Source organism: Glutamicibacter sp. FBE19, from assembly GCF_015524875.1.
Lineage (GTDB): Bacteria > Actinomycetota > Actinomycetes > Actinomycetales > Micrococcaceae > Glutamicibacter > Glutamicibacter halophytocola.
In genome coordinates this window covers 134,704-158,837 of the sequence record NZ_JACKQN010000002.1, presented here as the reverse complement: position 1 = coordinate 158,837, position 24,134 = coordinate 134,704, and the positions used below count along the sequence as shown (strand labels likewise).

The 24,134-nt window shown below is 60.6% G+C and carries 28 protein-coding genes; 12 read left to right on the top strand and 16 right to left on the bottom strand.

Annotated elements, in window-relative coordinates; all coding sequences use genetic code 11:
* The first annotated feature begins 16 nt into the window (after positions 1-16).
* Positions 17-451, top strand: a complete 435-nt coding sequence (gene rbfA, locus H6F58_RS04375) for a 30S ribosome-binding factor RbfA (RefSeq protein ID WP_060701059.1) — start codon at positions 17-19, stop codon at positions 449-451.
* Between the two features lie 188 nt (positions 452-639).
* On the top strand, positions 640-1,086 hold the full coding sequence (locus tag H6F58_RS04370; protein ID WP_060701060.1) for a YdeI/OmpD-associated family protein: 447 nt from the start codon (positions 640-642) through the stop codon (positions 1,084-1,086).
* 185 nt (positions 1,087-1,271) lie between these two features.
* Here H6F58_RS04370 and H6F58_RS04365 read toward each other — a convergent pair whose 3' ends face one another.
* Positions 1,272-1,727: a MarR family transcriptional regulator gene (locus tag H6F58_RS04365; protein WP_195181186.1), complete on the bottom strand. Its 456-nt coding sequence runs from the start codon at positions 1,725-1,727 to the stop codon at positions 1,272-1,274.
* 62 nt (positions 1,728-1,789) lie between these two features.
* Here H6F58_RS04365 and H6F58_RS04360 point away from each other — a divergent pair, with 62 nt between their 5' ends.
* Positions 1,790-2,446 carry a maleylpyruvate isomerase family mycothiol-dependent enzyme gene (locus tag H6F58_RS04360; RefSeq protein ID WP_171920167.1) on the top strand — a complete coding sequence of 219 codons (657 nt, stop codon included), beginning with the start codon at positions 1,790-1,792 and terminating at the stop codon, positions 2,444-2,446.
* 52 nt (positions 2,447-2,498) lie between these two features.
* Here the strand turns inward: H6F58_RS04360 and H6F58_RS04355 are convergent, their stop codons facing one another.
* From H6F58_RS04355 to H6F58_RS04340, 4 genes are all read right to left on the bottom strand, one after another.
* The gene (locus H6F58_RS04355; RefSeq protein ID WP_195181305.1) at positions 2,499-3,998 is read right to left on the bottom strand and encodes a molybdopterin-dependent oxidoreductase; all 1,500 of its coding nucleotides are present in this window, start codon (positions 3,996-3,998) and stop codon (positions 2,499-2,501) included.
* A 198-nt stretch (positions 3,999-4,196) separates the two neighbouring features.
* The gene (locus tag H6F58_RS04350) at positions 4,197-5,021 is read right to left on the bottom strand and encodes an anti-sigma factor (RefSeq protein WP_195181185.1); all 825 of its coding nucleotides are present in this window, start codon (positions 5,019-5,021) and stop codon (positions 4,197-4,199) included.
* A complete protein-coding gene (gene sigK, locus H6F58_RS04345; RefSeq protein WP_195181184.1) occupies positions 5,021-5,602 on the bottom strand; it encodes an ECF RNA polymerase sigma factor SigK in 582 nt (193 codons plus the stop codon). The genes H6F58_RS04350 and sigK overlap by 1 nt, the downstream gene beginning before the upstream one ends.
* 172 nt (positions 5,603-5,774) lie before the next feature.
* Positions 5,775-6,437: a fasciclin domain-containing protein gene (locus tag H6F58_RS04340; RefSeq protein WP_195181183.1), complete on the bottom strand. Its 663-nt coding sequence runs from the start codon at positions 6,435-6,437 to the stop codon at positions 5,775-5,777.
* A 301-nt stretch (positions 6,438-6,738) separates the two neighbouring features.
* Between H6F58_RS04340 and truB the strand changes: the two genes are divergently transcribed.
* The 6 genes from truB (at position 6,739) to rpsO (ending at position 10,708) form a co-directional block, all read left to right on the top strand.
* Positions 6,739-7,662 carry a tRNA pseudouridine(55) synthase TruB gene (gene truB / locus H6F58_RS04335; protein ID WP_146278003.1) on the top strand — a complete coding sequence of 308 codons (924 nt, stop codon included), beginning with the start codon at positions 6,739-6,741 and terminating at the stop codon, positions 7,660-7,662.
* A gap of 18 nt (positions 7,663-7,680) precedes the next feature.
* A complete protein-coding gene (locus H6F58_RS04330) occupies positions 7,681-8,043 on the top strand; it encodes a hypothetical protein (RefSeq protein WP_060701066.1) in 363 nt (120 codons plus the stop codon).
* Between the two features lie 11 nt (positions 8,044-8,054).
* Positions 8,055-8,522, top strand: a complete 468-nt coding sequence (locus H6F58_RS04325) for a hypothetical protein (protein ID WP_171920231.1) — start codon at positions 8,055-8,057, stop codon at positions 8,520-8,522.
* A gap of 64 nt (positions 8,523-8,586) precedes the next feature.
* Entirely contained in the window at positions 8,587-9,540 is a 954-nt protein-coding gene (locus H6F58_RS04320) for a bifunctional riboflavin kinase/FAD synthetase (RefSeq protein WP_146278004.1), read from the top strand.
* Positions 9,541-9,545: 5 nt separating this feature from the next.
* Positions 9,546-10,331 carry a class I SAM-dependent methyltransferase gene (locus H6F58_RS04315; RefSeq protein WP_060701067.1) on the top strand — a complete coding sequence of 262 codons (786 nt, stop codon included), beginning with the start codon at positions 9,546-9,548 and terminating at the stop codon, positions 10,329-10,331.
* Positions 10,332-10,438: 107 nt separating this feature from the next.
* Entirely contained in the window at positions 10,439-10,708 is a 270-nt protein-coding gene (gene rpsO / locus H6F58_RS04310; RefSeq protein WP_013348393.1) for a 30S ribosomal protein S15, read from the top strand.
* 53 nt (positions 10,709-10,761) lie between these two features.
* Here rpsO and H6F58_RS04305 read toward each other — a convergent pair whose 3' ends face one another.
* From H6F58_RS04305 to H6F58_RS04295, 3 genes are all read right to left on the bottom strand, one after another.
* Positions 10,762-11,493, bottom strand: a complete 732-nt coding sequence (locus H6F58_RS04305; protein WP_146278005.1) for a type 1 glutamine amidotransferase domain-containing protein — start codon at positions 11,491-11,493, stop codon at positions 10,762-10,764.
* 91 nt (positions 11,494-11,584) lie between these two features.
* Positions 11,585-12,754: an MFS transporter gene (locus H6F58_RS04300; RefSeq protein ID WP_195181182.1), complete on the bottom strand. Its 1,170-nt coding sequence runs from the start codon at positions 12,752-12,754 to the stop codon at positions 11,585-11,587.
* Positions 12,754-13,554 (bottom strand): Chromate resistance protein ChrB, encoded by an 801-nt coding sequence (locus tag H6F58_RS04295; protein ID WP_244652311.1) that lies wholly within the window; start codon positions 13,552-13,554, stop codon positions 12,754-12,756. The genes H6F58_RS04300 and H6F58_RS04295 overlap by 1 nt, the downstream gene beginning before the upstream one ends.
* 86 nt (positions 13,555-13,640) lie before the next feature.
* Here H6F58_RS04295 and H6F58_RS04290 point away from each other — a divergent pair, with 86 nt between their 5' ends.
* A complete protein-coding gene (locus H6F58_RS04290; RefSeq protein ID WP_195181181.1) occupies positions 13,641-14,738 on the top strand; it encodes an alanine--glyoxylate aminotransferase family protein in 1,098 nt (365 codons plus the stop codon).
* A gap of 120 nt (positions 14,739-14,858) precedes the next feature.
* On the opposite strand, the gene H6F58_RS04285 is transcribed toward H6F58_RS04290, so the two are convergent.
* From H6F58_RS04285 to H6F58_RS04270, 4 genes are read right to left on the bottom strand one after another with little or no spacing between them, the layout of a single operon-like run.
* Positions 14,859-16,022, bottom strand: a complete 1,164-nt coding sequence (locus H6F58_RS04285; protein WP_195181180.1) for an alpha-hydroxy acid oxidase — start codon at positions 16,020-16,022, stop codon at positions 14,859-14,861.
* Positions 16,023-16,049: 27 nt separating this feature from the next.
* Complete coding sequence (locus tag H6F58_RS04280; protein ID WP_206693458.1) at positions 16,050-16,814, bottom strand: amino acid ABC transporter ATP-binding protein; 765 nt, start codon at positions 16,812-16,814, stop codon at positions 16,050-16,052.
* On the bottom strand, positions 16,811-17,770 hold the full coding sequence (locus H6F58_RS04275; RefSeq protein ID WP_195181179.1) for an amino acid ABC transporter permease: 960 nt from the start codon (positions 17,768-17,770) through the stop codon (positions 16,811-16,813). Before H6F58_RS04275 ends, H6F58_RS04280 begins: the two co-directional genes overlap by 4 nt.
* 6 nt (positions 17,771-17,776) lie before the next feature.
* A complete protein-coding gene (locus H6F58_RS04270; RefSeq protein WP_195181178.1) occupies positions 17,777-18,691 on the bottom strand; it encodes an ABC transporter substrate-binding protein in 915 nt (304 codons plus the stop codon).
* A gap of 201 nt (positions 18,692-18,892) precedes the next feature.
* Between H6F58_RS04270 and H6F58_RS04265 the strand changes: the two genes are divergently transcribed.
* Both H6F58_RS04265 and H6F58_RS04260 read left to right on the top strand, forming a co-directional pair.
* A complete protein-coding gene (locus H6F58_RS04265) occupies positions 18,893-19,597 on the top strand; it encodes a GntR family transcriptional regulator (RefSeq protein ID WP_236995276.1) in 705 nt (234 codons plus the stop codon).
* A 348-nt stretch (positions 19,598-19,945) separates the two neighbouring features.
* Complete coding sequence (locus H6F58_RS04260; RefSeq protein ID WP_060701076.1) at positions 19,946-20,320, top strand: DUF4282 domain-containing protein; 375 nt, start codon at positions 19,946-19,948, stop codon at positions 20,318-20,320.
* 69 nt (positions 20,321-20,389) lie between these two features.
* Here the strand turns inward: H6F58_RS04260 and H6F58_RS04255 are convergent, their stop codons facing one another.
* From H6F58_RS04255 to H6F58_RS04240, 4 genes are read right to left on the bottom strand one after another with little or no spacing between them, the layout of a single operon-like run.
* Positions 20,390-20,791: a universal stress protein gene (locus H6F58_RS04255; RefSeq protein WP_146278012.1), complete on the bottom strand. Its 402-nt coding sequence runs from the start codon at positions 20,789-20,791 to the stop codon at positions 20,390-20,392.
* The gene (locus H6F58_RS04250; protein WP_195181177.1) at positions 20,788-22,419 is read right to left on the bottom strand and encodes a tripartite tricarboxylate transporter permease; all 1,632 of its coding nucleotides are present in this window, start codon (positions 22,417-22,419) and stop codon (positions 20,788-20,790) included. The genes H6F58_RS04255 and H6F58_RS04250 overlap by 4 nt, the downstream gene beginning before the upstream one ends.
* Positions 22,420-22,923: a tripartite tricarboxylate transporter TctB family protein gene (locus H6F58_RS04245; protein ID WP_060701078.1), complete on the bottom strand. Its 504-nt coding sequence runs from the start codon at positions 22,921-22,923 to the stop codon at positions 22,420-22,422.
* On the bottom strand, positions 22,920-23,933 hold the full coding sequence (locus tag H6F58_RS04240; RefSeq protein WP_195181176.1) for a tripartite tricarboxylate transporter substrate-binding protein: 1,014 nt from the start codon (positions 23,931-23,933) through the stop codon (positions 22,920-22,922). Before H6F58_RS04240 ends, H6F58_RS04245 begins: the two co-directional genes overlap by 4 nt.
* Between the last annotated feature and the right edge of the window lie 201 nt (positions 23,934-24,134).

Below are 24,134 nucleotides of genomic sequence, written 5' to 3'. Positions count from 1 at the left end.
CCATTAGGAGAAAACCATGGCTGATTCAGCCCGCGCCGCACGCCTGGCCAAGCGCGTGCAGGTCCTCATGGCCCAGTCGCTGCGCAATGTCATCAAGGACGAGCGCATCGACAATGTCACCGTGACCGACGCCCGCGTCACCAACGACCTGCAGCACGCCACGGTGTACTACACCGTCTTCGGCGATGACGAGATGAAGAAAGACGTCGCTGCCATGCTCGAGAAGCGTGGCGGTGCACTGCGCAAGGAATTGGGCCGCAATCTGACCATTCGCCTGACCCCGACGCTGGCTTTCGTTGCTGACGAAATCCCCGAGGGTGCCTCGCACCTGGAGGAGCTGCTGGCCAAGGCCCGCGAAAAGGACGCCGAGGTTGCGGCGCTGCGCGAAGGCAAGGACTTCGCCGGTGACCAGGACCCGTACAAGAAGGACGAGGACGCCGAAGAAGCCTAAGGGCTTCTGGGCTGGACCCTTCCCGAGCCAGCGCCCCGGACAACACGCATCGCGTGCTGGCCGGGGCGTTGTGCTTTAAGCCCGGTTCCCCTCATAGCGAAGCGGTAATCCCGGCAAGGGGCTGGTCGCCGGGCAGGCCGTGGGATAGCGTGGTCAGAAACCGCCGGATCCGACCAAAGGTGCCGCACATGCCAGAATTCACTACAACGCTCAGCGCCACTGGCGGGAACAACGTGGGCATCGTCGTTCCCGATGACATCGTGCTCGGATTCGGCCGTGGCAAACGCGTCCCGGTCGTCGTATGCATTGACGGGGACTACACCTACCGGAACAGCATTTCTTCCATGCACGGGCAGTTCCTTATTTCCTTCAACGCGGAAACCAGGGCGGCCACGGGCAAGGGCGCGGGCGACGAAGTCACGGTCAACCTCGAACTGGACGAAGAGCCGCGGACAGTCGAAGTACCTGAACCGCTGGCCGTGCTGCTCTCCGCGGAGCCAGAGCTCCTTGAAGCCTGGAACAAGCTGTCCTACAGCAAGCAGCGAGGCCACGTGGATCCCATCGTGGCAGCCCGCGGCGAGGACACCAGGACGCGCCGGGTCGAGAAGGTCATCAAGGCGCTGCGCAGCCAATAGCCCGCAACGCGAAGTGGTGGTCCCGCGGCGACCTGGTCCACGTGGCCAAGGCACTGGGGCGAAATGCTCTCCGGTTCGCGCGCGGGCCCCGGGAGCATCAAGAACACCGGGCAAGCAAAGGGCCGTTGATCCCGGTTGCAGGGGAAGTGGCCGGCCAGCGCAGAAATCCTGCAGCACGTGGAATCCTAGTCTGCTCCTGGCTGATGCCGATCCAGGTGCGGGCGCAAGCTTTCCAGGATTCTCTTCAATTGCGCGAAGTCTGCGGCGCCGATCAGCTGCGACCAGCGGTGCTCGATGCCTCGTTCAATACCGCGTGCGGCCTGCTGGGCGGCATGGCCCCGATCGGTCAGCAGCACTCGTTGGGCACGCGCATCCTGGGGGTCTGGCTGGCTCTGCACCAGGCCAGAGCTTTTCAGCTCCTTGAGCAGATAGGCCGCGCTTTGCTTGGTGATTCCAGCGGCGTCTGCCAGGTCGGTCAGCCGGCTGCCCTGTTGGGCGATGCGCGCGGCTAGCCGGCCCTGCGCCATAGTGAATTGGAATCCTTGTTCATACAGCTCAGCGGCGATTTCTTCTTCGAAGGCCCGTTGCGCAATGAACAGAAGCGTTCCAACCGATATTTCCTGGGGCGATTCCATTGACATAGTAGTCAGAATAGCTGACTATTTAGTCAGAGTCACTGACTACTTTGGAAGGTGCGTGAGTGATGAACAAGGGGCAGATCTGGGAAACCGTCATTGAGCAGCGGCTGCAGCTTGCAGGAATTCTGCGCAGGCTGGATCCCGGGCAATGGGCAACGCCATCACTTTGTGTCGGGTGGACGGTGCAAGACGTGGCCGCACACATGATCAGTGCTCCGCAGCTGGGCCCCGCCGCCATCCTGAAGCTGATGCCGCAAATGCTGCGCTACGGCTACAACGGGACGACGCTGCATGACGGGCAGCGGCGTGGACGGGCCGGGGCTGCATCCATACTCAGCCAATTCGATCGCTTTGCCACGGTGCCTCGCGGACCGGCCGTGGTGAGCATGCGCGAAACCCTGACCGATTCCTTGGTGCATTTCCAGGACATCGTTCGCCCCTTGTCCATTGAGCACGACATGCCGCTGGACGCCGCGGTGGAGGTCGCACGCCGGTTGGCGCACACGGGACTTCTGCTCGGAAGCCGCCCCATGCTCACATCCCTGCGCATGGTGGCAACTGACGCTGATTACAGCCAGGGCAGTGGCGATGAGATCTCCGGCCCCATCGCCGAACTGGTCATGCTGCGGGCCGGACGGGCACCGCGCTGGGAGCTGCTGCAAGGACCAGGCTTTGACGTGGCCCGCGAAAAGTGGCTCGCTCGTCGTCCGTCCGAAACCTAGCGAAGACCGCAGGCCGCTGGCGCCGGCGAAACGACGCTGAACATCGACGAGGTCATTCCACCGAGAACTGCACCTGATGCCAGCCGCTGGCACCATTAGGTACCGGATTGGCCCTGTCACTGGTCTGCAATTCTCCGGATGCGTCGTAGGCCCGCACCCGGCCAGTGTGCATTCCGGGGCGTGCCCCGGACCAGACATGGCGCCACTGCCGCCAGGTATCCAAGGTGGCCTCTTCAGCCAGTTGCGCATCTTCCCACGGGCCATCATCGATCTGCACCTGCACCCGCGAAATGCCCCGGGTCTGGGCCCAAGCCGTTCCGCCAAGCACGACCTCTCCCGAAGGGACCTTGGCAAAGGACCGCGGGGTATCGATTCGCGAGGACATCTTGATGGGGCCGCGTTCTGACCATCCGCGCGTGGTCCAGTAGGCGGTTTTGTCCTGGAACCTCGTCACTTCCAAATCGACCACCCATTTGGTGGCCGAGACGTAGCCATAAAGTCCGGGAACCACCATGCGCACCGGGAAGCCGTGCTCGAACGGCAATGGCTCGCCGTTCATGCCCACGGCCAGCAAGGCCATCCGGTCATCGGTCAGGACTTCCAGGGGCGTGGACGCGCTGAATCCGTCATGGGAGGTGGACAGGACCATATCGGCTCCGGCTTGCGGAGCTGCCCGTTCCAAGAGCTTGCGCAGCGGATAGCCCAGCCACTTGGCATTGCCGATCAAGTCGCCGCCCACCGGGTTGGAAACGCAGGTCAACGTGAGATAGGTTTCCACGAGTTCTTCGGCCATCAGCTCGTCGAAGTTCAGCGTGAATTCGTTCTCCACCATGCCGTGGATGCGCAGGGACCACTGGGATGGATCAATCTGGGGTACCGACAGCGCGGTGTCGATCCGGTAGAAATCCGGGTTGGGAGTGATGAAGCGCGGCATGCCAGGCTCGTCAATCTGGACGCCTTGGGGCAGATCCTTGACCTTGGTGCGGGCCGCTGGCAGCCGCAGCGCCTTGCGGGCAGCGGCAGCCATGTTGCGGGTTGCCGACAACGACGTGGAAACGCCGGTGGCCAGGGCCGCAGCAGCAAGCGACGCTGCCGAGCCTAGCAGGAAGTTCCTGCGGCTGGTGCCAGCGACAGGGGCATTGTTGGAGCTTGCACCCGCTGGCGCTCCCGGGGCCGCAGCGCCGGCCAGATTGGTGAGCCAACGCAGAATCCCGATGCCGGCAATGGCACCGAGCACTGTCGGAACTATATCGAGGGCGCCGGTTGACGCACGAGCTGCCACAGCGCTGCCCAACACGACGGCGAGGGCCACGATGACGGTGCAGGCCCAGGCAAAACTCCGTTTGGCCAGCACTCCGATCAGGGCAGCCAGCAGTGTTGCCACAATGCCGATAGAGACGAACAAGGCGAGCTTGTCATTAGTGCCGAAGGTCGCGATGGCGAAGTCCTTGAGCCATGGCGGAGTCAAATCGATGATGGCGGAGCCCAGCGCGAAGAACGGCGAGGAAGCGCTGCTGAGGAACGCCGAGGCAAACTGTGCAACGGCAAACATGACTGCTGCCGAACAGAACCCGGCAATTGCGTGAAAAACAAGGACCTTGCTGCTGGCCTTCTTCGAAATACCCACTGCTACTCACCTCATGCGTTGCGATCCATGTTCCCCTGCGGTGTGCAGGGGAACAACCACTCACAGTGTTTTCGGAACAGCCAATGAAATGGATTGGATTCGGCTACAAGAATTCAGGATGGATCACAGCGACTGGACCATGATCGGCTCCGTGGTCGGGGCCGGCGAGCCCGTCGCTGGCTCCACAGAGATCCCGAAATGGGTCATTCCCTTCATGGGGTCGGAAACCAGCATCATGCCGTTGGCATTGCTGCCGTCAAGCATTCCTGCCGAAACCGCTCCGTCAGAAGAAATCAGCCACAGCTCGTACCCCTTGTCGCTGGGCAGGCTCGGCATCCCGGAGGTCGACACCGCCATGAGCCCTTCACCCGCCGAGTAGGAAAGGGTGATCCGGGCACCGTCTTCCAGGGTCTGCGTCTTGGACTGGGTGTCGGGGGCGCTGATGATCCTGGCCAGCTCTTCTTGATGGGCAGCCATGGCTGCCATCTGGCTTTCCAGTTCGCGCTGCTCGGAATTCTGGTTGATGGCCAAGCCGCCCAGGGCTACCGCAGCCAACAGCAGGACGCCGGCGGCCAGGGCGAAGAACCGTTGAGTTCCGCGGCCCCCGCCATCTTCAACCGTGCCCGGTGGAACAGAGGACCCGGATTCCTGTTCAGCCGCCGAAGGGGCATCCGCTGCTGGCGCGCTGTCCTCGACGGAGGAAATATCTTCCACCGGTTCCAGCTGCTTGGTTTGGCGAATGGCGTCCATGACGCTGTTCTTGAGCCGCGCCGGGGGAGCGACGGGCGCGGCCGCCAGGCCGAGCAGCCCGGCGGTTTCCTGCAGGGCGTCCAGTTCCCCGCGTGCTTGCGGGGAAGGCTCTTGGCCATGCAGGAGCTCCTCGCGCTCCTTGTCTCCCAGAGCGTCCAGGGCGAAGCTGTTGGCCAGCTCATTCTCATGCTTATCCATCACGCTACTCCCATCAGTTCTCGAAGTTTGTTCATTCCATCGCGTATTCGCGTTTTAGCTGTTCCCACCGGGATCTTCAGCAGTTCCGCGACTTCCGTGTGCGTATACCCGCCAAAGTATGCAAGGTGTATGGCCTCGCGTTGGGCCTGGTTGAGACGTTGCAGCGCCTGGACTGCGCGGAGGGACTCATCGTGCAGGATGGCGTTTTCTTCGACATCGTCGTAGCTGTCCTGGAATTCCTTGATTCCAATGCGCAAGTCCCGATCCTGGCTCGCTTGGCTCGATCGGACCCGATCCACCGCCCGGCGATGGGCAATGGTCAAAAGCCAGGAAGCAGCGCTGCCGCGCACGGGATCAAAGCGCCGTGCGTGTTGCCAAGCTTCGACGAAAACTTCCTGGGTGACCTCTTCGCTCTGCGCGTTGTCCCTGAGCACCCGCAAAACCAGTCCGAAAACCCGGGATGCCATGGCATCGTAGAGCAACTCGAAGGCGGCTTCGTGCCCCAGCGCGACCTGTTGCATCAGGGCGTCTGGTGTCTGCACAGTGTCGTCTTCCTTCGCATCGAGCCTATTTGAACTCATGAATCTAAGGGTCTCACGCATCTGTGTCATTCTGCTTGTCTCCTGTGGCGTGGCGTTTTGCGTATTGCAATGGCCAAGGCACGAAGAACCCGCTTCACCGTCAACGGTGATGCCTGGAGCCCACACCAAGCATCATCGTTGACGGTTGCCCGCGGCCTTCCGGGTGTGGAAGCTACTTCTTTGCCGGAGGCATCAGGACCGTGTCCACCAGGTACACGGTCGCGTTGGCAGTCTGCACTCCGCCGCAGATCACCGATGCACCGTTGACTTCGAGATCATCACCGCTGCCGGTGACCTCAACATCCCCGCCCTGGACGGTGGTGAGCTTTCCGGAAAGATCCTCTGGAGCAATTTGGCCGGGGACCACATGGTAGGTCAAGATGCTGGTCAGGGTGTCGGCATCCTTGGCGACGGCAGCAAGATCATCCTTGGGGATCGCGGCGAACGCATCATCAACCGGTGCGAAAACCGTGAATTCGCCACCGTTGAGGGTGTCCACCAGATCCACATCCGGGTTGAGCTTGCCGGAGACGGCTGCGGTCAAGGTAGTCAGCAGCGGGTTGTTCGATGCTGCTACGGCCACAGGGTCCTGTGCCATTCCGGCGACCGAACCATCACCTGTCGGGACGGCTTCGGCGTAGGCGGCGCAGCCGGATCCAACGAGATTGCCGGCTGGATCCATGGCTGATTCGCTGGCCATTGGGGAGCTGGATTCCGAGGTGGATGCCATTGGCGATTCCATGGTTTCCGAACCGGTGGAGCAGGCGCTGAGTCCCATGGCGGCGGCCGCGATGATCCCCAAAGCCCCAGCGACCTTGCTGTATGTGCGCTTCATGATGTTCTCCTTGCTTCGCCGCGACAGTCGTCGTCGGTCCTTCTCCCGTCCGAGCGGAGCGGGTTCTCATGAAGCATTCGGGGCACAGGCCCAAGCGGATTGGAATCTCCTGGAACTACTTATAAAAAGTGTCCCCTGAACCGCGCAGTGCCAGAGGGGAAGACCGCAACTGCGATGAGTTTCCGTCGCCTGGGCGCAGGCCTGGCGCCTCAGGTGCCATGGCAGCGAACGGCACGTGGGATCGGCCACGCTTGCAACCAGTGGCAGGCTAATTTCCGGCCGAAGCCATATACTGGAAAGCGTGAGTAAAGCCGGGCAGAACACTGAAGAGCAGGCCTCGGGCCTCGTATTAGTCGACAAAGATCAGGGAATGACCTCCCACGATGTGGTAGGACGCATCCGGCGGCTTGCTGGCACCCGCAAGGTGGGCCACGCTGGGACCCTGGATCCGATGGCCACAGGCGTTCTGGTGATCGGTGTCAACAAGGCGACCCGGCTGCTGACCTACATTGTCGGCCACGACAAGACGTACACCGCCACAATCCGCCTGGGCCAGAACACCGTCACCGACGATGCCGAAGGCGAGATCATTTCCGAGCGCATTGCCGCGGCCGTCTCGGACGAAGACATTGAACGCGAAGTGGCCAAGCTGCGCGGTGAAATCGAGCAGGTCCCAAGCCAGGTCTCGGCCATCAAGGTGGACGGCAAGCGCTCCTATGCGCGGGTGCGCGCCGGCGAGCAGGTCGAGCTCAAGTCCCGCCCGGTCACCATCTCGCGCTTCGACATCCACGAAATCCGCCGCGAGAACGGCGGCAAGATTCTCGACGTGGACGTCACTGTTTCATGCTCATCCGGCACCTACATTCGTGCTCTGGCACGCGACCTGGGCGAAGCCCTGGACGTGGGCGGCCACCTGACTGCTCTGCGCCGGACCGAGGTGGGCCCATACAAGATCGAGCTCACCCGTACGCTCGAAAAGCTGGCAGAGGAATTTGCCATGCTGCCTATCGAAAAGGCCGCCGCTGCCTTGTTCCCGAACCGGACGGTTAGCGTGGATGAAGCAATCGAGCTGTCATTTGGCCGAACCATCCCGGCCTCGCACCTGGACATGGATATTGAGCCGGGGCAGACCGTCGCGGCGTTCGCGCCCAACGGCGTGCTGGTGGCTTTGCTGGAGGACAAGGGCGACAAAGCTCGCACTGCCCTCGTATTCACCGCGAAGTAATCCCGAAAGGACGAGCCGTTGTTTGCCTTGAACGGATTTTTTATTGCTGGCGCAGTGATCTGCGCGCTGGCCCTTGTGGTGGCCGTGGTCGCTACGGCGATCCGGAAGCATCCAGATGATTGGGCACTGATCGGTGCCGCCTGCACCGAGGTTTTTCTGGTGGTCTACGGCATTGCCGCGGCGATCAGGCAAGGGGCCGGCAATGCGGTGCAGGGCGATCCGTGGGAATTCTGGGGATATCTGGTCACTGCATTGGTCATGCCACCGGTAGCGTTCTTCTGGGCAATCAGCGAAAAGAGCCGCTGGTCCAATGCGGTTCTTGGCGCTTCGGCACTGGTCACTTTCATCATGCTGTTCCGCATGGAACAGATCTGGCACTAGGAGTTACAGCCATGGGCGACAAGCCACGCAACTCGCGCATCCTTCAAGCCGCAGAAGCGCGCTCGGGAGGCAAAGCACCCAAGCCAAGCCGGTCCACCGGTCTGGGACGGGTCATCATTGCCGTGTATGGCATCTTGGCCCTGGCCGCCACGGTCCGCGGCGTGTATCAGATCGCGAGCAAATTCGATGAAGCTCCCGTGGCGTATACGCTGTCCTTGATTTCGGGATTGATCTACATTTTGGCGACCTTCTCCTTGTCTTCGGCCAAGCCGAAGGCCTGGCTGCTGTCCTTGTGGGCAGTGAGCATCGAGCTTGCCGGCGTGATCGTCGTGGGTATTTTGTCGCTCACGCATCCGGAAATCTTTGCCCACCCCTCGGTGTGGAGCGGATTCGGGGAAGGGTACGGGTACATTCCGCTGGTACTTCCGATTGTCGGCTTGTGGTGGCTTTACCGTAACCGCAGTGAGCGTCGCGCCTAAAGACGTGTAAGAATTGCCTCGGCGGGTTTCCCGCCTGCCACAGAAGAATTTCTAAAGGAGCAAAGTGCACTATTGGAAGGGCTTGGACGCCGTCCCCGCGGATATGGCTCCCACTGTCGTGACCATTGGCAACTTTGATGGTGTTCATTTGGGGCACTGCGAAGTCCTGGATGCCGCGGTGACGCAGGCAAAAGCGCGCTCTGCCCTATCGGTGGCCATTACTTTCGACCCGCATCCTGCATTGGTCCACCGTCCGGATAATGCCCCGGAACTGATCATGGGCATAGCCGACCGGATTGATACCCTGGCGGGCGTTGGATTGGACGCCACCGTGATGATCCACTACACGCTGGATTTTGCTGAGCAAAGCGCCGAAGAATTTGTCCGCTCCATCATCGTGGAGAAACTGCATGCGGTGGCCGTAGTGGTTGGCCACGATGTGCGCTTTGGCAAGAACAATTCCGGCGACTTCGGCTACATGCAAGAGCTGGGCAAGAAATATGATTTTGACGTGATTGGCGTTGAAGACGTGGGGGACAAGCGCCGCCTCTCATCGACCTGGGTCCGTGAAGAACTTGCCGCCGGCAACGTCGAAGCCGCCGCCGGGATTCTTGGCAGGCCGCACCGGATGCGAGGCGAGGTGGTCCATGGCCACGCCCGGGGGCGCGAATTGGGATTCCCGACCGCAAACCTGGATCCTGAGGCCACCGGCATCATCCCGGCTGACGGGGTTTACGCCGGCTGGGTCATCGACGAGGCTGATGTTCGGTGGCCTGCGGCCATTTCCGTGGGCTCGAACCCCACCTTTGACGGGGTGTCGAGAGTTGTCGAGGCCCACGTGATCGACCGCCCTGAAGAGGGCGTGGAAGATTTCGACCTGTACGGCCAGCAGATCGTGGTGGAATTCATTGCACACCTGCGCCCCATGGTTGCCTACCGCGGCATCGAAGCGCTGATCGAGCAAATGACCGAAGACGTCGACCAGGCTCGGACAGTCTTGGCTTCCGAACGCCATTAGAAGCCATGGCAGAAATTCCTTCCCTGCCGCAGCGGGCCTTCGTGGTGAGCGCTCAGCGGCGTGATGAGTTGGCCTCGGCATTCCAGTCGGATGCCGAAAGCTATGACAAGATCCGTCCGTCCTATCCTGGGGCCGCACTGGATTTTGCGCTGCAGCATCATCCTGCCACTGCGGTAGATATCGGGTGCGGCTCGGGAATTTTTACCGAACAGCTTGTGGCCCGCGGCGTGGAGACCACCGCCGTTGATCCTTCCCGGGACATGCTTTCGGTCCTGGCCAAGCGCCTGCCGGACGTAGCTACGCACTGTGCCTCCGGGGAGGACACGGGACTGGCTGAAAACCATTTTGACTTGGTCACCTATGCCCAGGCTTGGCACTGGGTCGATCATCCCAAAGCCAGCGCGGAAGCTGCCAGGCTGTTGCATGGCCATGGCTGGCTAACGCTCTTGTGGAACCAGCTTGATGTGTCCATTCCGTGGGTTCACCGGTTGGCCCGGATCATGCATGCCGGTGATGTCCACCGCCCGGAGCTCGAACCTCCCTTGGGGCCGGAATTCGGCAAGCCGGAGCACGGCATATGGCATTGGTCGATGCCCTTGGATTTCCAGGAGATCATCGAACTGACCAAATCGCGCAGCTATTACCGCAAGGCGACAGGAACAACCCGAGCCAAGGTCGAAGCAAATCTCGAATGGTACTGGACCGAGCACCTTGGATATCAGCGGTCCGAGAAGGTGCAGGTGCCCTATCTCACCCATGCCTGGAGGTCCCGCCGACGCACCCGTCGGTGATATGATTGACGATGGTTCTCGCTGCAGTCCGCGGTTGCGAGTATCCACCGTGAACGCTTCGGCGTTTGCACCGACTTATGAACGCGGTCCAACTCTAGGAGTTTGTTATGGCATTGGATGCCACTATCAAGAACGAAATCATCAAGGCTTACGCTACCCACGAGGGTGACACCGGTTCGCCTGAGGTTCAGATTGCCGTCATGTCCCGCCGTATTTCGGACCTGACCGAGCACCTGAAGATGCACAAGCATGACCACCACACCCGCCGTGGCCTGATGGCCCTGGTTGGTCGTCGTCGTCGCATGCTCGGCTACCTGAAGAACACCGACATCGAGCGTTACCGTTCGCTGATCGAGCGTCTGGGCCTGCGCAAGTAGTCCCCAGCAGTTCAAGTTGATCCCGGTTCCTTCTGAAGGAACCGGGATCTTCTTTATTCGGAATCTTCGGCTTCAGCAGCAGCCCGCGCCTCTGCTGCCTTTTCCTGGTGGATCGCCTCGGCCAGCAGCTTTTCCATTTCCTTGGCAACGCCCGCCGCAGAGGCCGGGTTCTGCCCGGTTACCAGGCGTTCGGACACCTGGACGTTCTCCGCGAAATTTTCTGCCGGAATGTGGTTGGCACCTTGCTCTGCCAATTTGTCGGCGAGGAAAAACGGGATGATCTTGTCCTTGCCAACTGCGACTTCCTCGTCGTTGGTGAATGCCGCTACATCCTTGCCGCTGAGCAGTTTCAGGCCGTGATGCAATTCGACATCAAGCAGCCCGGCCGGACCGTGGCAGACCGCGCCGACCACCCCGCCCTTGTTGTAAATTGCGCCGACCAGCTTTTGCAGGCCTTCGTTGTCCGGGAAATCCCACATCGTTCCGTGGCCGCCAACCAGGTACACGGCATCATATTGTTCGGGATCAATTACTCCGACCCTGGCTGTGTTGTACAAGCCGGCACGGGTCGTTTCATCCGTGGTGAACTGGACCTGGATCGGATCGTCCTGATCCACGGTGTCACGCGGCGGCTGGCCGCCCTTGATAGAGGCGAAGTCGACAAAATGCCCGGAATCACGAAACACCTTCCAAGGATGCGAGGCTTCTGCGACGTTGTATCCGGTGGGTTCCTTGCTTTCGCCCATCTCTGAAACACTGGTCAGGACCATGAGGATTTTCTTCACGGCATTCTCCTTTCAGACTCGTCCTCCCACCCTTGTACATTCAATGCGAAGCCGCAAGCCATTGCAGTCCGTTGCCAGCAAGTGCCACGGTTCACAGCGCTTTAGGGGCTCGGAGCAGCCAGAGAGCCAGGAGCGCTACGGCCAGAACTGCCGAAGCCAGCGCCCATAATCCGGCCGACAGGCTGATGGCGGCAGCGATGGCACCGACCAGGAGGGGGCCGCCGGCATCGCCCAGCTCCCTTCCCAGCTCCGCGGAACCCATGGTTCTTCCCATGCGGTCGTGTCGGGTCGAAGCGGCCAAATGGGCAAAGCCCAGTGGCGTGGTGATTCCGATTCCTGCCCCGGACAGCACGGCGCAGGCCAGCAGGGAGAGGAAAGCAGGCCAGAGGGCTGCGCAGGCAAGCCCGGCGGCGATCAGCACAAGCCCCGACACCATGCCGGTGAGAGAAGACAGGCGCGACTGGTCCTTCAGCTTGCCCACCCAAGGCTGGATCAATGCCGAGCTGATCGCCAGCAGGGAAACCACGCCCATGCTCTGTACGCTGTTCAACCCCACGTTCGTGCCCATCAACGGAAGGAATCCCACGGCGGTCCCCAGCGCTCCGGTCGATGCGGCCAGAACCATCGTGGGCACCATGAATCCCGGCTCCACGATTTGGCGTGCCAGGTCCTTGAGGGTGTAGCGGACCTTGGGAAGCACAGGCAGCTTCGGCATGCCCACGCCGACCCAAACTGCGGTTGCCAGCGAAATCGCGGTCATGCACATGAACAAGGCCGGGAATCCTCCCCACCAGATCAACACCGCCCCGAGCAGCGGACCGCAGACATAGCCAAGGGTTTTCCACGCACCGTAGCGGCCGAAATAGCGCCCAGTGCTGTTGCCGGAGAACCTGGCCACGGCGGCGGAAGCTGCCGGCGAGAAGGCCGAAGCCGAGGCTCCTTGGCCCAGCCGAACCAGCCCCAAAGCCAGAGGATCATGCGCAAAAACCCCGAGGAACGAGAACAGGGTGAACGCGGCGAGACCGCCAAGAATGATCGGCTTGGCACCGATGCGGTCGCTCCAGGAGCCGAAGACCGGCTTGAGGATGACCTCGGCGACATCATAGACCGCCAGCAGGATGCCCAAGGCAAGCAGGCTGCTGCCCAGCGATTCAAATTCGGAGCCGAGGCCGGCCGCGATGCTGTGGGCGCCAAAAGCGGTGGTGAACCCGGCGGCATACAGCGGCGCGATTCTGGAATTTCCCAGTGTATTCGTGGCCATCAGATTTCGTTTTCGGCAGCATAGACCAGACGGGCATACTCTTCCAACGCGAGCGATCCAGCGCGCAGCGCTTCATCGGCCTGGACGGCTTCTTCCAGCCAGAGCACATCGCGTTTCTTCAGTTCCCGGTACCATCGGCGCAGCCGTTCCAAGCTCTGGTCTTCTTCTTCCAGCTCGGCGTAGGTGAACTTCTCGATGGATATTTCCTTGGCGATTTCCTGCATGAATTTATTGCAGTCGCCCAGGAATTCATTCCATTCATCAACGCGTGCCGCGCGGAAGGCACTGTCCAGGGCGTGGGTGGACTGGGCATCGTCAGGCGAGGCGTGCAGGATGGTGAAACTTCCGCCGGCATTCCGGCACAGCTCCTTGGCTCGCTCGATGCCCTCGGTGAAGGCCGGCGCGTCGGGGATGACCCAGGAGCCGGAGTGGATCGGCGCCGCACCAGTTTTTCGCAACTGGCGCCAGACTGCCACGCGATGCCGGGATGGTTCGGCGGGCACCTGCACTAGAAGTACCAGCCATTTAATGGAATCAGTCACAGTTTCTAGAGTAACAGTTGTTACATCTGCAAACTGTTTCAGGTTAGGACGCCGGATAGCCCTGCTGAAACCCAGCTGAATCCGGGCCACCGTTTGGGCTGCCGCCGCAATCCATGAGCCAGGCGTGCTCGCCTTGTTCCACCAGGGGCGTCGAACCAGCACGGTGAAGTGCACCGCTGATGCGTCCCCACGGCCAGGCCTGCCTGCCAGCTGGGCAAACTCGGCGGAAGCACGGAACGAAGCTGGAGATGATGTCATTCAGCTCGGTCCTTTCGCCATGCAGTTGGAGGCGGGATAAGCTGAAGCGCAGTTGGGATACCCCTATGAGATGAAAGCGAGCCGTCATGAGCAAGACCGTTCTTCAGCGCCACCTTTTTGGTCCGGGTCCATGCAACCCGTACCCGGAAGCCACCGCCGCCCTTGGCCTGCCGCTGCTCGGCCACCTCGACCCCGAATTCATTGCCCGCATGGATCGCGTGGGCGAGGGGCTGCGCACCCTGTGGGGAACGAAGAACGTGCGCACCCTGCCCTTGAGCGCCACCGGTTCGGCCGGCATGGAGGCAGCTTTTGTCAACACGATCAACCCAGGCGATGTCGCAGTCATTGCGATCAACGGGCTGTTCGGTGAACGCATGTGCGAAGTTGCCTCGCGTGTGGGCGCCGAGGTGGTGCGCGTTGAACATGACTACGGCACGCCAATTGACGCCCAGCGCGTGGCTGACGCCCACCCCAACCCGGCCGTGATTGCCGGTGTGCACGCCGAGACGAGCACCGGCGTGGTTTCGGATATTGCCGCTCTGGGCGCCATCAAGGGCGATGCCCTGCTGATCACCGACGCCGTGACCTCCATCGGCGGCATGCCTGTGCTGGCCGACGAGTGGGGGATCGATGTGGGCTACGCCGGAACCCAGAAATGCATCGGCGTGGCACCTGGCCTGGCACCGTTCACCATTTCGGACCGCGCGTTCGAGCGCAGGGTCCAGAAGCCGCAGTCCTGGTACCTGGATTTGGGCCTGCTGGGCGGGTATGCCACTGGCGCCACAGGCGGCGGGCGCACCTACCACCACACTGCACCGGTGGCGATGGTTGCTTCGCTTGAAGCTGGCATCGACCGGATTCTCGCCGAAGGCCTGGACGCGGTAACCGCCCGGCATCAGGAGGCGGGCAGCCTGTTGCAACAGGGCCTGCAGGAGATGGGGCTGGAACTGTTTGCCCAGGAAGGCAGCCGTTTGCCGCAGCTGACTACCGTTTACGTACCTGAGGCAGTGGATTCGGCGAAGGTTCGAGGCTACCTGCTGGAGCGATTCAATATTGAAATCGGCGGTGGCGTGGGCCAGTATGCCAGCACCGTGTGGCGCATCGGGATGATGGGACCGAACGCCAACCCGGGTTCGGTAGCCCTGCTGCTGGCGGCCCTGAAAGAAGCGATTGCCAAGGCATAGCCCGATGTTCTGGCTGCAGCAAGAATTTGTTGCCAACCAGGCCCAATAAGCATGCGCCAACGGCCCGGATTTCCCTTGCGGGGAATCCGGGCCGTTTGCGTTGTAGTTATTGCGGTGTTTCTAGACGTAATCGGTGATGCGGTTGCACTGGGCGAAGACGGACTCGTCAATCTCGGATACACGTGTTTTCCCGACAAATCCCATGGCGCCCTTGAACTCGTCGTGCAGGATCTTGAACGCCTTGCTGACAGCTGGTTCGCCACCGGTGGCCAGGGCATAGGCGAAGGGGCGTCCAGCCATCACTGCGGTCGCTCCAAGACCGATGGCCTTGACCATGTCGTGGCCTCGGCGGATCCCGCCATCGAGATAGATTTCCGCCCGGCCGTTGACCGCCGAAACGATCGAGGGGAGGACATCGATGGTGGCAGGCTGGGCATCGAATTGGCGGCCACCGTGGTTGGAAATGAAAATTCCATCGGCGCCCTCATCGACGGCCCGCGCGGCATCCTCGGGATCCATGATTCCCTTGATGACCAAATTTCCATCCCACTGCTCGCGAAGCCGGGCGAAATCGGCCCAGTTGGCACCAGGGTTCTTGTTCTTGGCCATCCACTGGTTCATTTCATCCATGCGCAGCGGTTGGCCGTCGATGGAGTAATTGCCGTAGGTCATTTTGCGTCCGGTGAGCCAGCGGTAGATCCATTGCGGGCGCATGGCGGTGGTCAGGTAGTCGACCACCGGCGGCCGCGGCGGCATGGACAGCCCGTGGTGCAGGTCCCTTTCGCGTTTGCTCGAGGATCCGACGTCGCCGGCCACGACCAGGGTCTTGACGCCGGCATTCCGGGCGCGCTTGATGTAGCTTTCGGTTTCCTCGGGGTCTTTCCAGAAGGCAACCTGTGCCCAGAGCTTGTCGCCGGCAATGGGCGCTACCTCTTCCAAGGCGCACCCTGCCCAAGCGCTGTGGATGAAAATCGAACCGGCGTTCACCGCCGCACGGGCGACCGCTGGGTCCGATCCCGGATGGAAAATGGTCAGCATGCCCATGGGCGCAACGATCAATGGCAGATCGATCTGCTGGCCCAAGACGGTGGCATCGGTGCGCAAGTCGCTGAGGTCCACCATGGACCGCTGTCGCAGCATCAGCGCGTCGAGGCTTTCGCGGTTGGCCCGTGTGGTGATCTCATCGAGAGCGCCACCGTCCAGGTAGTCGGTGATCATTTTTGGAAGATGCCAACGTGATGCTCGACGGTAGTCATCGATACTGACAATCCATTTATTACGCATGGTGAGAAAACTCCAATTTGGAATGGTTTATAGGACTTTGGCGAGGAATTGCTGGGTGCGTTCATGCTGCGGATTGCTCAAGACCTCGCGCGGATCGCCCTGCTCGATCACGTAGCCGCCGTCCATGAAGACCAGGTTGTCCCCGACCTCGCGGGCAAATCCGATTTCATGGGTCACCACGATCATGGTCATGCCGGCTTTGGCCAAGTCCCGCATGACATCGAGTACTTCGCCGACAAGCTCGGGGTCCAAGGCTGATGTCGGCTCGTCAAACAGCATGAGCTTGGGCTCCATGGCCAGCGCACGGGCTATGGCGACACGTTGCTGCTGGCCGCCAGAGAGGGACACCGGGTAGGAGTGAGCTTTTTCCGACAGTCCCACTCGTTTCAAGAGCTCGTGTGCCCGGGCGGTCACCGTCTTGCGCTCCTCCTTCTTGACGCGAATCGGGGCTTCGCAGATATTCTCCAGAACGGTCATGTGCGGAAAGAGGTTAAAGCCCTGGAATACCATGCCGATGTTTTCGCGTGACTTGGCAATCTCTGCTTCAGCCTGCTTGCGCAGGACCCCGTTCTTGATTCGGACACCCAGCGGCTGGCCATCGATCTTGATGTATCCGCCGTCCATGGTTTCCAACTGGTTGAAGCAACGCAGGAAGGTGGATTTCCCCGAGCCGGAGGGCCCCAGGATGCAGGTGACTTCACCTCGCTTGACGGTGAGATTGATTCCCTTGAGCACTTCCAGGTGCCCGAAGTGCTTGCGCACTTCGCGTGCTTCGGCAATGACGTCACTCATAATTGGACTTTCTGGACTGTTGGCTGGCTTCTTTTCAGCGGGTTGAATCGCGAGGACAGCTTTTGCTCAGTCCTGTTTCCCGAGCCGCGATTGAAATGGCGTTCAATGTAGAACTGCCCCAGGCTCAGCAGGCTGGTGATAGCCAGGTACCACAAGCTTGCAGCGATCAGCAGGGGGATGGTTTTGAAATTGGAGCTGTAGACCATTTGCGCCGAGTACAACAGTTCCGGGAAGGCCAGGACGCTGACCAGCGACGTCGTCTTGAGCATGGAAATCGTCTGATTGCCCGTGGGCGGGATGATGATTTTCATGGCTTGCGGCAGCACGATGCGCCAAAGAATCAAGCCACGCTTCATCCCAAGCGCCTTGGCGGCTTCGGTCTGGCCCTTGTGAACGCTGAGCAATCCTGCCCGGACGATCTCGGACATGTAGGCACCCTCGTTCAGGCCAAGTCCGAGAATCGCGGCCAGAAAGGGGGTGATGACGGCATTTGCGTCGACCGAGAAAAATTCGGGGCCGAACGGAATTCCCATTTCGATGCGGGGATAAATCGCTGCAATGAATCCCCAGAACAGCAGCTGAACGAATACGGGCACGCCGCGGAAGAACCAGATCATGAAGGCAGCTACCGAAGCGATGACGTAGTTCGGCGCCAGCCGGGCGAGCGCCAGCAGGATGCCGACAACAATGCCGACCGACATGGAGATCACGGTCAGGATCAGCGTATTGACGAGTCCTGAAAATAATCTCTCTGAAGCGAACCAGCTGAAGACCACGTCCCACTCATACCTCGGATTGGTGATCAGCGAGGTGGCTATGAGGGCCACTGCCACGAGTACAATCCCCGCGGTCAGCCACATCATCTTGTGGCTGGTCCGCGGGCGGCTCATCAGTAGTTCGTGCTGCTCATCGACGGAGGCCGGGGCAGAATCCGGATACCTTGAAATGCTAGTCATCGGAAACTACTGGGCCTTGTTGAAAGCGAAATCGGTGACAGCGCCGCTGCCTACGCCCCAGTCGTCAAGGACCTGCTGGTAGCGGCCGCTTTCGGTCAAGGATTTCAGCCCCAGCTGCACGGCTTTCTCAAGACCGGCGTCCTTGGCAAAGGCGATGCTCACGGGCGTGACATCCTTCTCGCCGAGCAGTTCGACTTTCCCTCCCTGCTTGATGGCGTAGCCCAAGGTCGGGCCGTCAACGTAGACCGCGTCGATGCGCCCGGATGACAAGGCGAGGATGGGGGCTTGCATGTCCGGGTAGGTCATGACGTCGATAGCCGGCTTGGAATCAGCGACGCACTTTTTCGAGGCTTCCGGAACCCGCTTGAGATCCTGGAACGAACCCTTCAGCACGCCGACCTTCACGCCGCACAGCTCATCAACCGCAAGCTTCTTGGGATTGCCAGGTGCGACGCCGATGCCGCTGCCCGACTGGTAATAGTCAACGAAGTCCAGCACCTTCATGCGTTCCTTGGAAGGCGACATCTGGGAGACGACAAGATCAAATTTTCCGGCAGATATTCCTGGAATGATGGCATCGAAACTGCCGCTTTCAATGGTGACTTCAACTCCCATTGCCTCACCGAGGGATTTGGCCAGTTCCGGGTCGACGCCGACTGTGGTGTGCCCGTCATCGGAGATGAAGTGCAGCGGCGGGGAGCTTTCGCTCATGGTGACAACCATCTTGCCGCTGTCCTTGTACTTCTGGGGGAGGGCATCGTGGGCAGCCTGGTTGACCTCCACCCCGATAGCGTCTTTGCCATCGGTTGCGGCGCCTGATTCGCTGGTCGGTGCTTCGGGGTTCGAGCAGCCGGCCAGCGTCAGTGCCAGAAGTCCGGCTACGGCCAGTGACGAGATCTTGAAGTGCGAGTGCATGATCATGCCCTCTCTGTTTTTATGGGGAAATGGTCCGAACGTCAGAACAATGACCGTGGTCATTTAGTGAGGAAGGTCATGTTTTCCGATATCATGTACCGTACATCGTGCACGATTTAGTTTCAATAGCTTGAGCGCCTTATGAAGCTCGACCGCTGATTCGTTGCGCAAGATTGGTCCGGAGCTTACGTTGGATAGGATTTCAACATGAACGCAATGCCGTCAGAAGAGTCAACACCTCTGATTGCCGCACGCCCGATGCTGGCAGATCAGGTATTCGACGCCATCTTGATGCTGCTGCTGGATGACAAATTGCCCACTGGGTCGCAGCTTGGCATTGACGGCCTGGCTAAGAAGTTCCAGGTTTCCTCAACCCCGGTTCGCGAAGCCCTGGCACGCCTTGAAGCAACAGGCATGGTGCGGCGCGAAGCCTTGCGCGGTTACCGCGTCGCTCCCGAGCCGACGGCAGATGACATCCAGAAACTGCACGTGGCACGGTCCATGCTGGAACCAGGCATCGCCGCGCTGGCTTGCGCGCACCAGGACGACGAGCTGATCAGCAAGCTTGAAGCGTGCAACTCGGAGCTCAACGCGGCGCGTGGGGGACAAGCCTTCGCGGACTACCGGGCCTACTGGAAAGCTGACGAATTATTCCACCGGACAATCGTCGAGGCCGCAGACAACGAATTCCTCGATAGGGCCTACTCGTCCATCGAGGGGCACATCCAGCGCTTCCGGCTGGTGGTGCAGAACGTCATGAGCGGCGAGCACACCATCGAGGAACATGCCAAGATCATTGAGGCCTTCCGGTCCGATGATCCTTCGGCTGCACAAGAGGCCATGCAGGCGCATATCTCAGGCATCGCCCAGCGCGCAGAGCACAGCTTTGCCAGCCAGCAGAATCCCGAGTAAGCCCTGAGCGTCCAAACGGCGCCTCTGCGCAGTCCGCACTTATTGTGCTTGGGGATTTTGGCAATTATTTGTTCTTGCAAGCCCGCAACGGACCCAGAGGTGAACGGAATTCTCCGGACTGCTGCCGCCGGACTTTCCGGTGCGCCGCGCACCGGCAACAGGCAGGCGAAGTTCCGATCGGTTTCATGAATATCCAGGGGCTCGGCCAGGTATCAAAGTATCCGTGATAGATCAGCCGATTCGCCAAGGCGAGTAGGGAGTATTTTCTAGATCCACTATCCCTGGGACGAAGAATTGGGTAACGTCAGCTTTGCCATTCATTTCGTCGGCCGAAAGTAAGGAATAGCGATGAAGGCCCTCTTTGATTTCGAATTCAGGAAGTTTGTCACGCCGTCAATCATCAAGATTGTCTATATATTGATCATGATTTTCCTGGCCTTTGGCTATATCGGAATAGTCGTGACCGGTTTCCAATTTAACACTGCCGTTGGTTTCTTGATGCTGCTCATCGTCGGCCCGCTGTTTGCACTGGTTTACTTGGCGCTCGCTCGTGCAGGCCTTGAGTCGCTGATCGCCCAGATTCGCACCGCGCAGAATACTGCCGAGCTGGTTCGCCTGGCTGGTGGAACACCGCCAGCGGAGGCCGGCAACTTGCCGGTCCCGGGCAACACGCCCAAGCCCGGCGGCGGAAATGCGCCACCGGCAAATCCCTACCAGCAGTAAGAGAAACGACAGCGGGCCTGCACCAGATGGTGCAGGCCCGCTGTCGGTATCGGTTCAAGTACTTCGTGCTTACCAGTCGGCAGACGCTTTCAGGGAAAGCACCGGGCATTCGGCCTGGAGCAGGATGCGCTGCGCGTTGCTCCCCATGAGGAACTTGCCCATGGGGCTGCGCTTGCGCAACCCGATCACAATCAGCTCGGCCCGCTGCGCCTGGGCCACCTGGAGGATCTGGTCAGCCGCATCGGCCCCCTGGGAACGGCGCTCGATCCAGAAATTGATCCCGGCAGCACTCAGCCTGGCCTCCAGCTCGTGAAACTGCTTCGCATCGATCAGACGGTCATCCACCAGCTGATCGCCCTTCGAGGAATTCACCACGACCAGCTTTGCATCATTGCGGCTCGCCTCGACGATGGCTCGTTCCAGGGCAGCTTCACCCTCAGGCGAGGGAATGTAGCCAACTACTATGGTCATGATTCATCCCTTTCGGTACCGGTGCTACGCCCGTGCTTGCCTTCGGCCTTGTGCTTTGCCGCGGTAGCGGCATCGAACTGTTCCACCTCGTCTTCGGTGATTTCCCCGCCTTCGGATAATCCGGCGGCCAGGATCGAATCCTTGCCACGGGCACGGCGGATTACGGAAATCAGCACGGGCAGCAGCAACAGGACCGCGATGAGGATGTAGATTCCCACTGCGAGAGGTTCACTCCACAAACCGTTGACGCTGCCTGCAGAGAGCTGGAAGGTCTTTCGCAACTGCTCCTCGGCCATCGGGCCGATGATGACACCAAGAATCAATGGAAGCACCGGCAAGCCGAAGCGGCGCAGGGCGAAGCCCAGCAAGCCGATGATCAGCAGCAGCCAGAGGTCAGCTACCTGCATGTTCACCGAGAAGGCGCCAAGGGTAGCAAAGAACAAGATGCCTGCGTACAGGTAAGGACGCGGGATCTTCAGCAGCTTGGCCCACAGTGGTGCCAGGGGAAGATTGATCAGCAGCAGCAGCGTGTTGCCGATGAACAGGCTGGCAATCAGCGCCCACACCAAATCCGGCTCGTTCTCGAAGAGCAGCGGACCTGGCTGGATGCCCTTCATTGTCAGGAAGGCCAGCATCACGGCGGCAGTCGCGTTGGTCGGCAGCCCCAAGGCCAGCATCGGGGTCAACGTTCCGGCGGCCGACGCATTGTTGGCTGCTTCCGGACCGGCAACACCCTCAATGGCTCCATGGCCGAATTCTTCGGGATGCTTGGACAGCTTCTTTTCCGTGACATAGGAAAGGAAAGTTGGCACCTCGGCACCGCCAGCTGGCAGGGCGCCGAAGGGGAATCCGAAAGCAGTGCCGCGCAGCCAAGGCTTCCACGAACGCTTCCAATCTTCCTTGCCCATCCACGGAGCGCCCACCGGGATGGTCCGCGCAGGATTGCTGCGCAGGTGCGCTGCAATCCACAGCGCCTCGCCGATGGCGAAGATGGCCACAGCCACCACGACGATATCCAGTCCGTCAACGAGCGGCGCGAAACCGAAGGTCAGCCGTTGCTGCCCGGAAACCGGATCCATGCCGACCAGGCCAATGGCCAATCCCAACCCGAGGGCTGCGAAGCCGCGAATCTTGGAGGATCCCAAAACCGCGGTGACCGTGACCAGGGCGAGCACCATGATGGCAAAGTAGCTCGGTGCGCCGAGGCTGACCGCGAACTTCACGACGATCGGGGCCACGGTTACCAGCAGTGCGGTGCCGATGGTGCCAGCCACGAAGGAACCAATGGCCGCAGTAGCCAATGCCTGGGCAGCACGTCCGGCCTTGGCCATCTTGTGTCCCTCGATGGCTGTGATCACCGTGGCCGATTCACCCGGCGTATTGAGCAGGATGGAGGTGGTTGAACCGCCGTACATGCCGCCGTAGTAGATACCAGCGAACATGATCAGTGCGCTGGAAGTCTCCATGCCGAAGGTCAGGGGCAGCAGCAGGGCCACGGCCATGGCCGGTCCGATGCCGGGCAGCACGCCGACGGCGGTGCCCAGGATGACACCTGCCAACGCGAAGAGGAGGTTGACTGGAGTCAGCGCCGCAGCGAAGCCATCCATCAACAGACTGAGTGTATCCACTTACAGCACCCCCGAGAGTATTCCGGCTGGGAGCTTGATGCCCAGACCCATGTAGAAGCCGTAGAACGACCCGAGGGCCAATGCCAGAGAGATGACCAGGGTCAGCACCCAGCGCCGGGCGCCCAGGCACGTGGCGGCACCGAAGAACATGATCGTTCCGGAAATGACCCAGCCGGCCCAATTGACCAGCAGGAGATTCAGGACGAAAACGCCCAACAGCGGCAGCAGGACTTTCCAGTCCGATGGCTGGCTGAGGTCCACATCTTCGCCTTCTTCTCCTTCGGCCAGATTTCCGCGGAGAATCGTAATGACCAAGGCGATGGACGAGGCGATGAGAATGCCCGAGACGGCGTAGGGAACGGCCTTGGGGCCGACGACATCCGCCTGGGAGTACGTCACGTGCAGCTGTGACGCATCAACGAACACGATGATTCCGACGATAAGAAGAAACGCGGCGAACAGGAGTTCGACGCGTTTGTTCTTTGCGGTGCTTACTTCGCTCACGCCAGACCCAGGGTCTTCAGGACGTTGGCTACGCGCTCATCCTGATCGGTGAGGAAGCTGGAGAACTCGTCGCCGGTCATGAACGCATCGGTCCAGGCATTGGTCTCCAGGGCTTCCTTCCATTCGGCGGAATCATGCATCTTGGTAACAAGGTCGACCCACTTGGCCTTGTCCTCGTCGGAGATCTCAGGCGGGGCAACCAGGCCGCGCCAGTTCGAGAAGACCAGGTCGATTCCTGATTCCTTCAGGGTTGGCGCGTCAACGCCCTCAAGGCGTTCTTCGCCGCTGGTGGCCAGTACGCGAACCGAGCCCTCTTCGATCTGCTGCATGTACTCGCCAGCGCCGGAAGCGGCAAATGCCAGCTTGTTGCCCAGGATGGCCGGAAGCAGATCGCCACCACCATCGTAGGAAACGAAGTTCACTTCCTTGGGATCAACGCCTACGGCTTCGGCCAGCTGCATCGGCAGCAGGTGGTCCGGACCGCCCGGCGAGGAACCGCCGCCGACCGAGAGCTTGCTTGGGTCTTCCTTCCAAGCCTTCACCAGATCGTCAATGGTCTTGTATGGGGAGTCCTTGGAAACCATGATCGCACCCGGCTCTTCGATGAGCTTGGCGATGGGAGTGGTTTCGGTCAGCTTGGCATCGGTGTCATTGGTGTAGCTGGCGCCCACCACGCCAAGACCCATGAGCATGGCCAGGTCGCCATTGTCCTTTTCGTTGATAAGGCGGGCCAGACCCACGGTGCCGCCGGCACCGGCCAGGTTGAAGACTTCCGGGTTGCTGGCGAGGCTGGCATCATCCATGACCTTGGCGGCAACACGTGCGGTGGTGTCGTAGCCGCCACCAGGGGTGTTGGGAACCATGATGCGCAGGTTGGCAATGGGACCCTCTGACTTGGTGGCGTCATCGTTGGAGGATTCGGAGGTGACGCCACAGCCGGTCGCCCCCAAAGCGAGAGCGGCAGTGGCTGCCAGGGCCGTCAGCGCACGGAAGGATTTGAAGTTTTTCATTGATTTCAGCCTCGTTGCTTTCATCGGAGTTGCGAGTAACTCCACAGTAGGCAATGTTGTGAACTGGGTCACGCTTGCGTACTCAAAGAAAATACTGTTCATTGTGTAACCAATAACAGTGATTTCGATCATCTAAAAGTTCGGTAAGGTTGCCCAGTGCCCCAAAGATGGGCGATCGGGGATTCAGCGACAAGGAGCGCA

Bases quoted from the DNA above. Each gene is read 5' to 3' on its own strand.
- rbfA (WP_060701059.1), top strand. From the start codon at position 17: ATGGCTGATTCAGCCCGCGCCGCACGCCTGGCCAAGCGCGTGCAGGTC.
- H6F58_RS04370 (WP_060701060.1), top strand. From the start codon at position 640: ATGCCAGAATTCACTACAACGCTCAGCGCCACTGGCGGGAACAACGTG.
- H6F58_RS04365 (WP_195181186.1), bottom strand. From the start codon at position 1,727: ATGTCAATGGAATCGCCCCAGGAAATATCGGTTGGAACGCTTCTGTTC.
- H6F58_RS04360 (WP_171920167.1), top strand. From the start codon at position 1,790: ATGAACAAGGGGCAGATCTGGGAAACCGTCATTGAGCAGCGGCTGCAG.
- H6F58_RS04355 (WP_195181305.1), bottom strand. From the start codon at position 3,998: ATGTTTGCCGTTGCACAGTTTGCCTCGGCGTTCCTCAGCAGCGCTTCC.
- H6F58_RS04350 (WP_195181185.1), bottom strand. From the start codon at position 5,021: ATGGATAAGCATGAGAATGAGCTGGCCAACAGCTTCGCCCTGGACGCT.
- sigK (WP_195181184.1), bottom strand. From the start codon at position 5,602: ATGAGTTCAAATAGGCTCGATGCGAAGGAAGACGACACTGTGCAGACA.
- H6F58_RS04340 (WP_195181183.1), bottom strand. From the start codon at position 6,437: ATGAAGCGCACATACAGCAAGGTCGCTGGGGCTTTGGGGATCATCGCG.
- H6F58_RS04325 (WP_171920231.1), top strand. From the start codon at position 8,055: ATGGGCGACAAGCCACGCAACTCGCGCATCCTTCAAGCCGCAGAAGCG.
- H6F58_RS04315 (WP_060701067.1), top strand. From the start codon at position 9,546: ATGGCAGAAATTCCTTCCCTGCCGCAGCGGGCCTTCGTGGTGAGCGCT.
- rpsO (WP_013348393.1), top strand. From the start codon at position 10,439: ATGGCATTGGATGCCACTATCAAGAACGAAATCATCAAGGCTTACGCT.
- H6F58_RS04300 (WP_195181182.1), bottom strand. From the start codon at position 12,754: ATGGCCACGAATACACTGGGAAATTCCAGAATCGCGCCGCTGTATGCC.
- H6F58_RS04295 (WP_244652311.1), bottom strand. From the start codon at position 13,554: ATGACATCATCTCCAGCTTCGTTCCGTGCTTCCGCCGAGTTTGCCCAG.
- H6F58_RS04290 (WP_195181181.1), top strand. From the start codon at position 13,641: ATGAGCAAGACCGTTCTTCAGCGCCACCTTTTTGGTCCGGGTCCATGC.
- H6F58_RS04285 (WP_195181180.1), bottom strand. From the start codon at position 16,022: ATGCGTAATAAATGGATTGTCAGTATCGATGACTACCGTCGAGCATCA.
- H6F58_RS04280 (WP_206693458.1), bottom strand. From the start codon at position 16,814: ATGAGTGACGTCATTGCCGAAGCACGCGAAGTGCGCAAGCACTTCGGG.
- H6F58_RS04275 (WP_195181179.1), bottom strand. From the start codon at position 17,770: ATGACTAGCATTTCAAGGTATCCGGATTCTGCCCCGGCCTCCGTCGAT.
- H6F58_RS04270 (WP_195181178.1), bottom strand. From the start codon at position 18,691: ATGATCATGCACTCGCACTTCAAGATCTCGTCACTGGCCGTAGCCGGA.
- H6F58_RS04265 (WP_236995276.1), top strand. From the start codon at position 18,893: ATGAACGCAATGCCGTCAGAAGAGTCAACACCTCTGATTGCCGCACGC.
- H6F58_RS04260 (WP_060701076.1), top strand. From the start codon at position 19,946: ATGAAGGCCCTCTTTGATTTCGAATTCAGGAAGTTTGTCACGCCGTCA.
- H6F58_RS04255 (WP_146278012.1), bottom strand. From the start codon at position 20,791: ATGACCATAGTAGTTGGCTACATTCCCTCGCCTGAGGGTGAAGCTGCC.
- H6F58_RS04240 (WP_195181176.1), bottom strand. From the start codon at position 23,933: ATGAAAAACTTCAAATCCTTCCGTGCGCTGACGGCCCTGGCAGCCACT.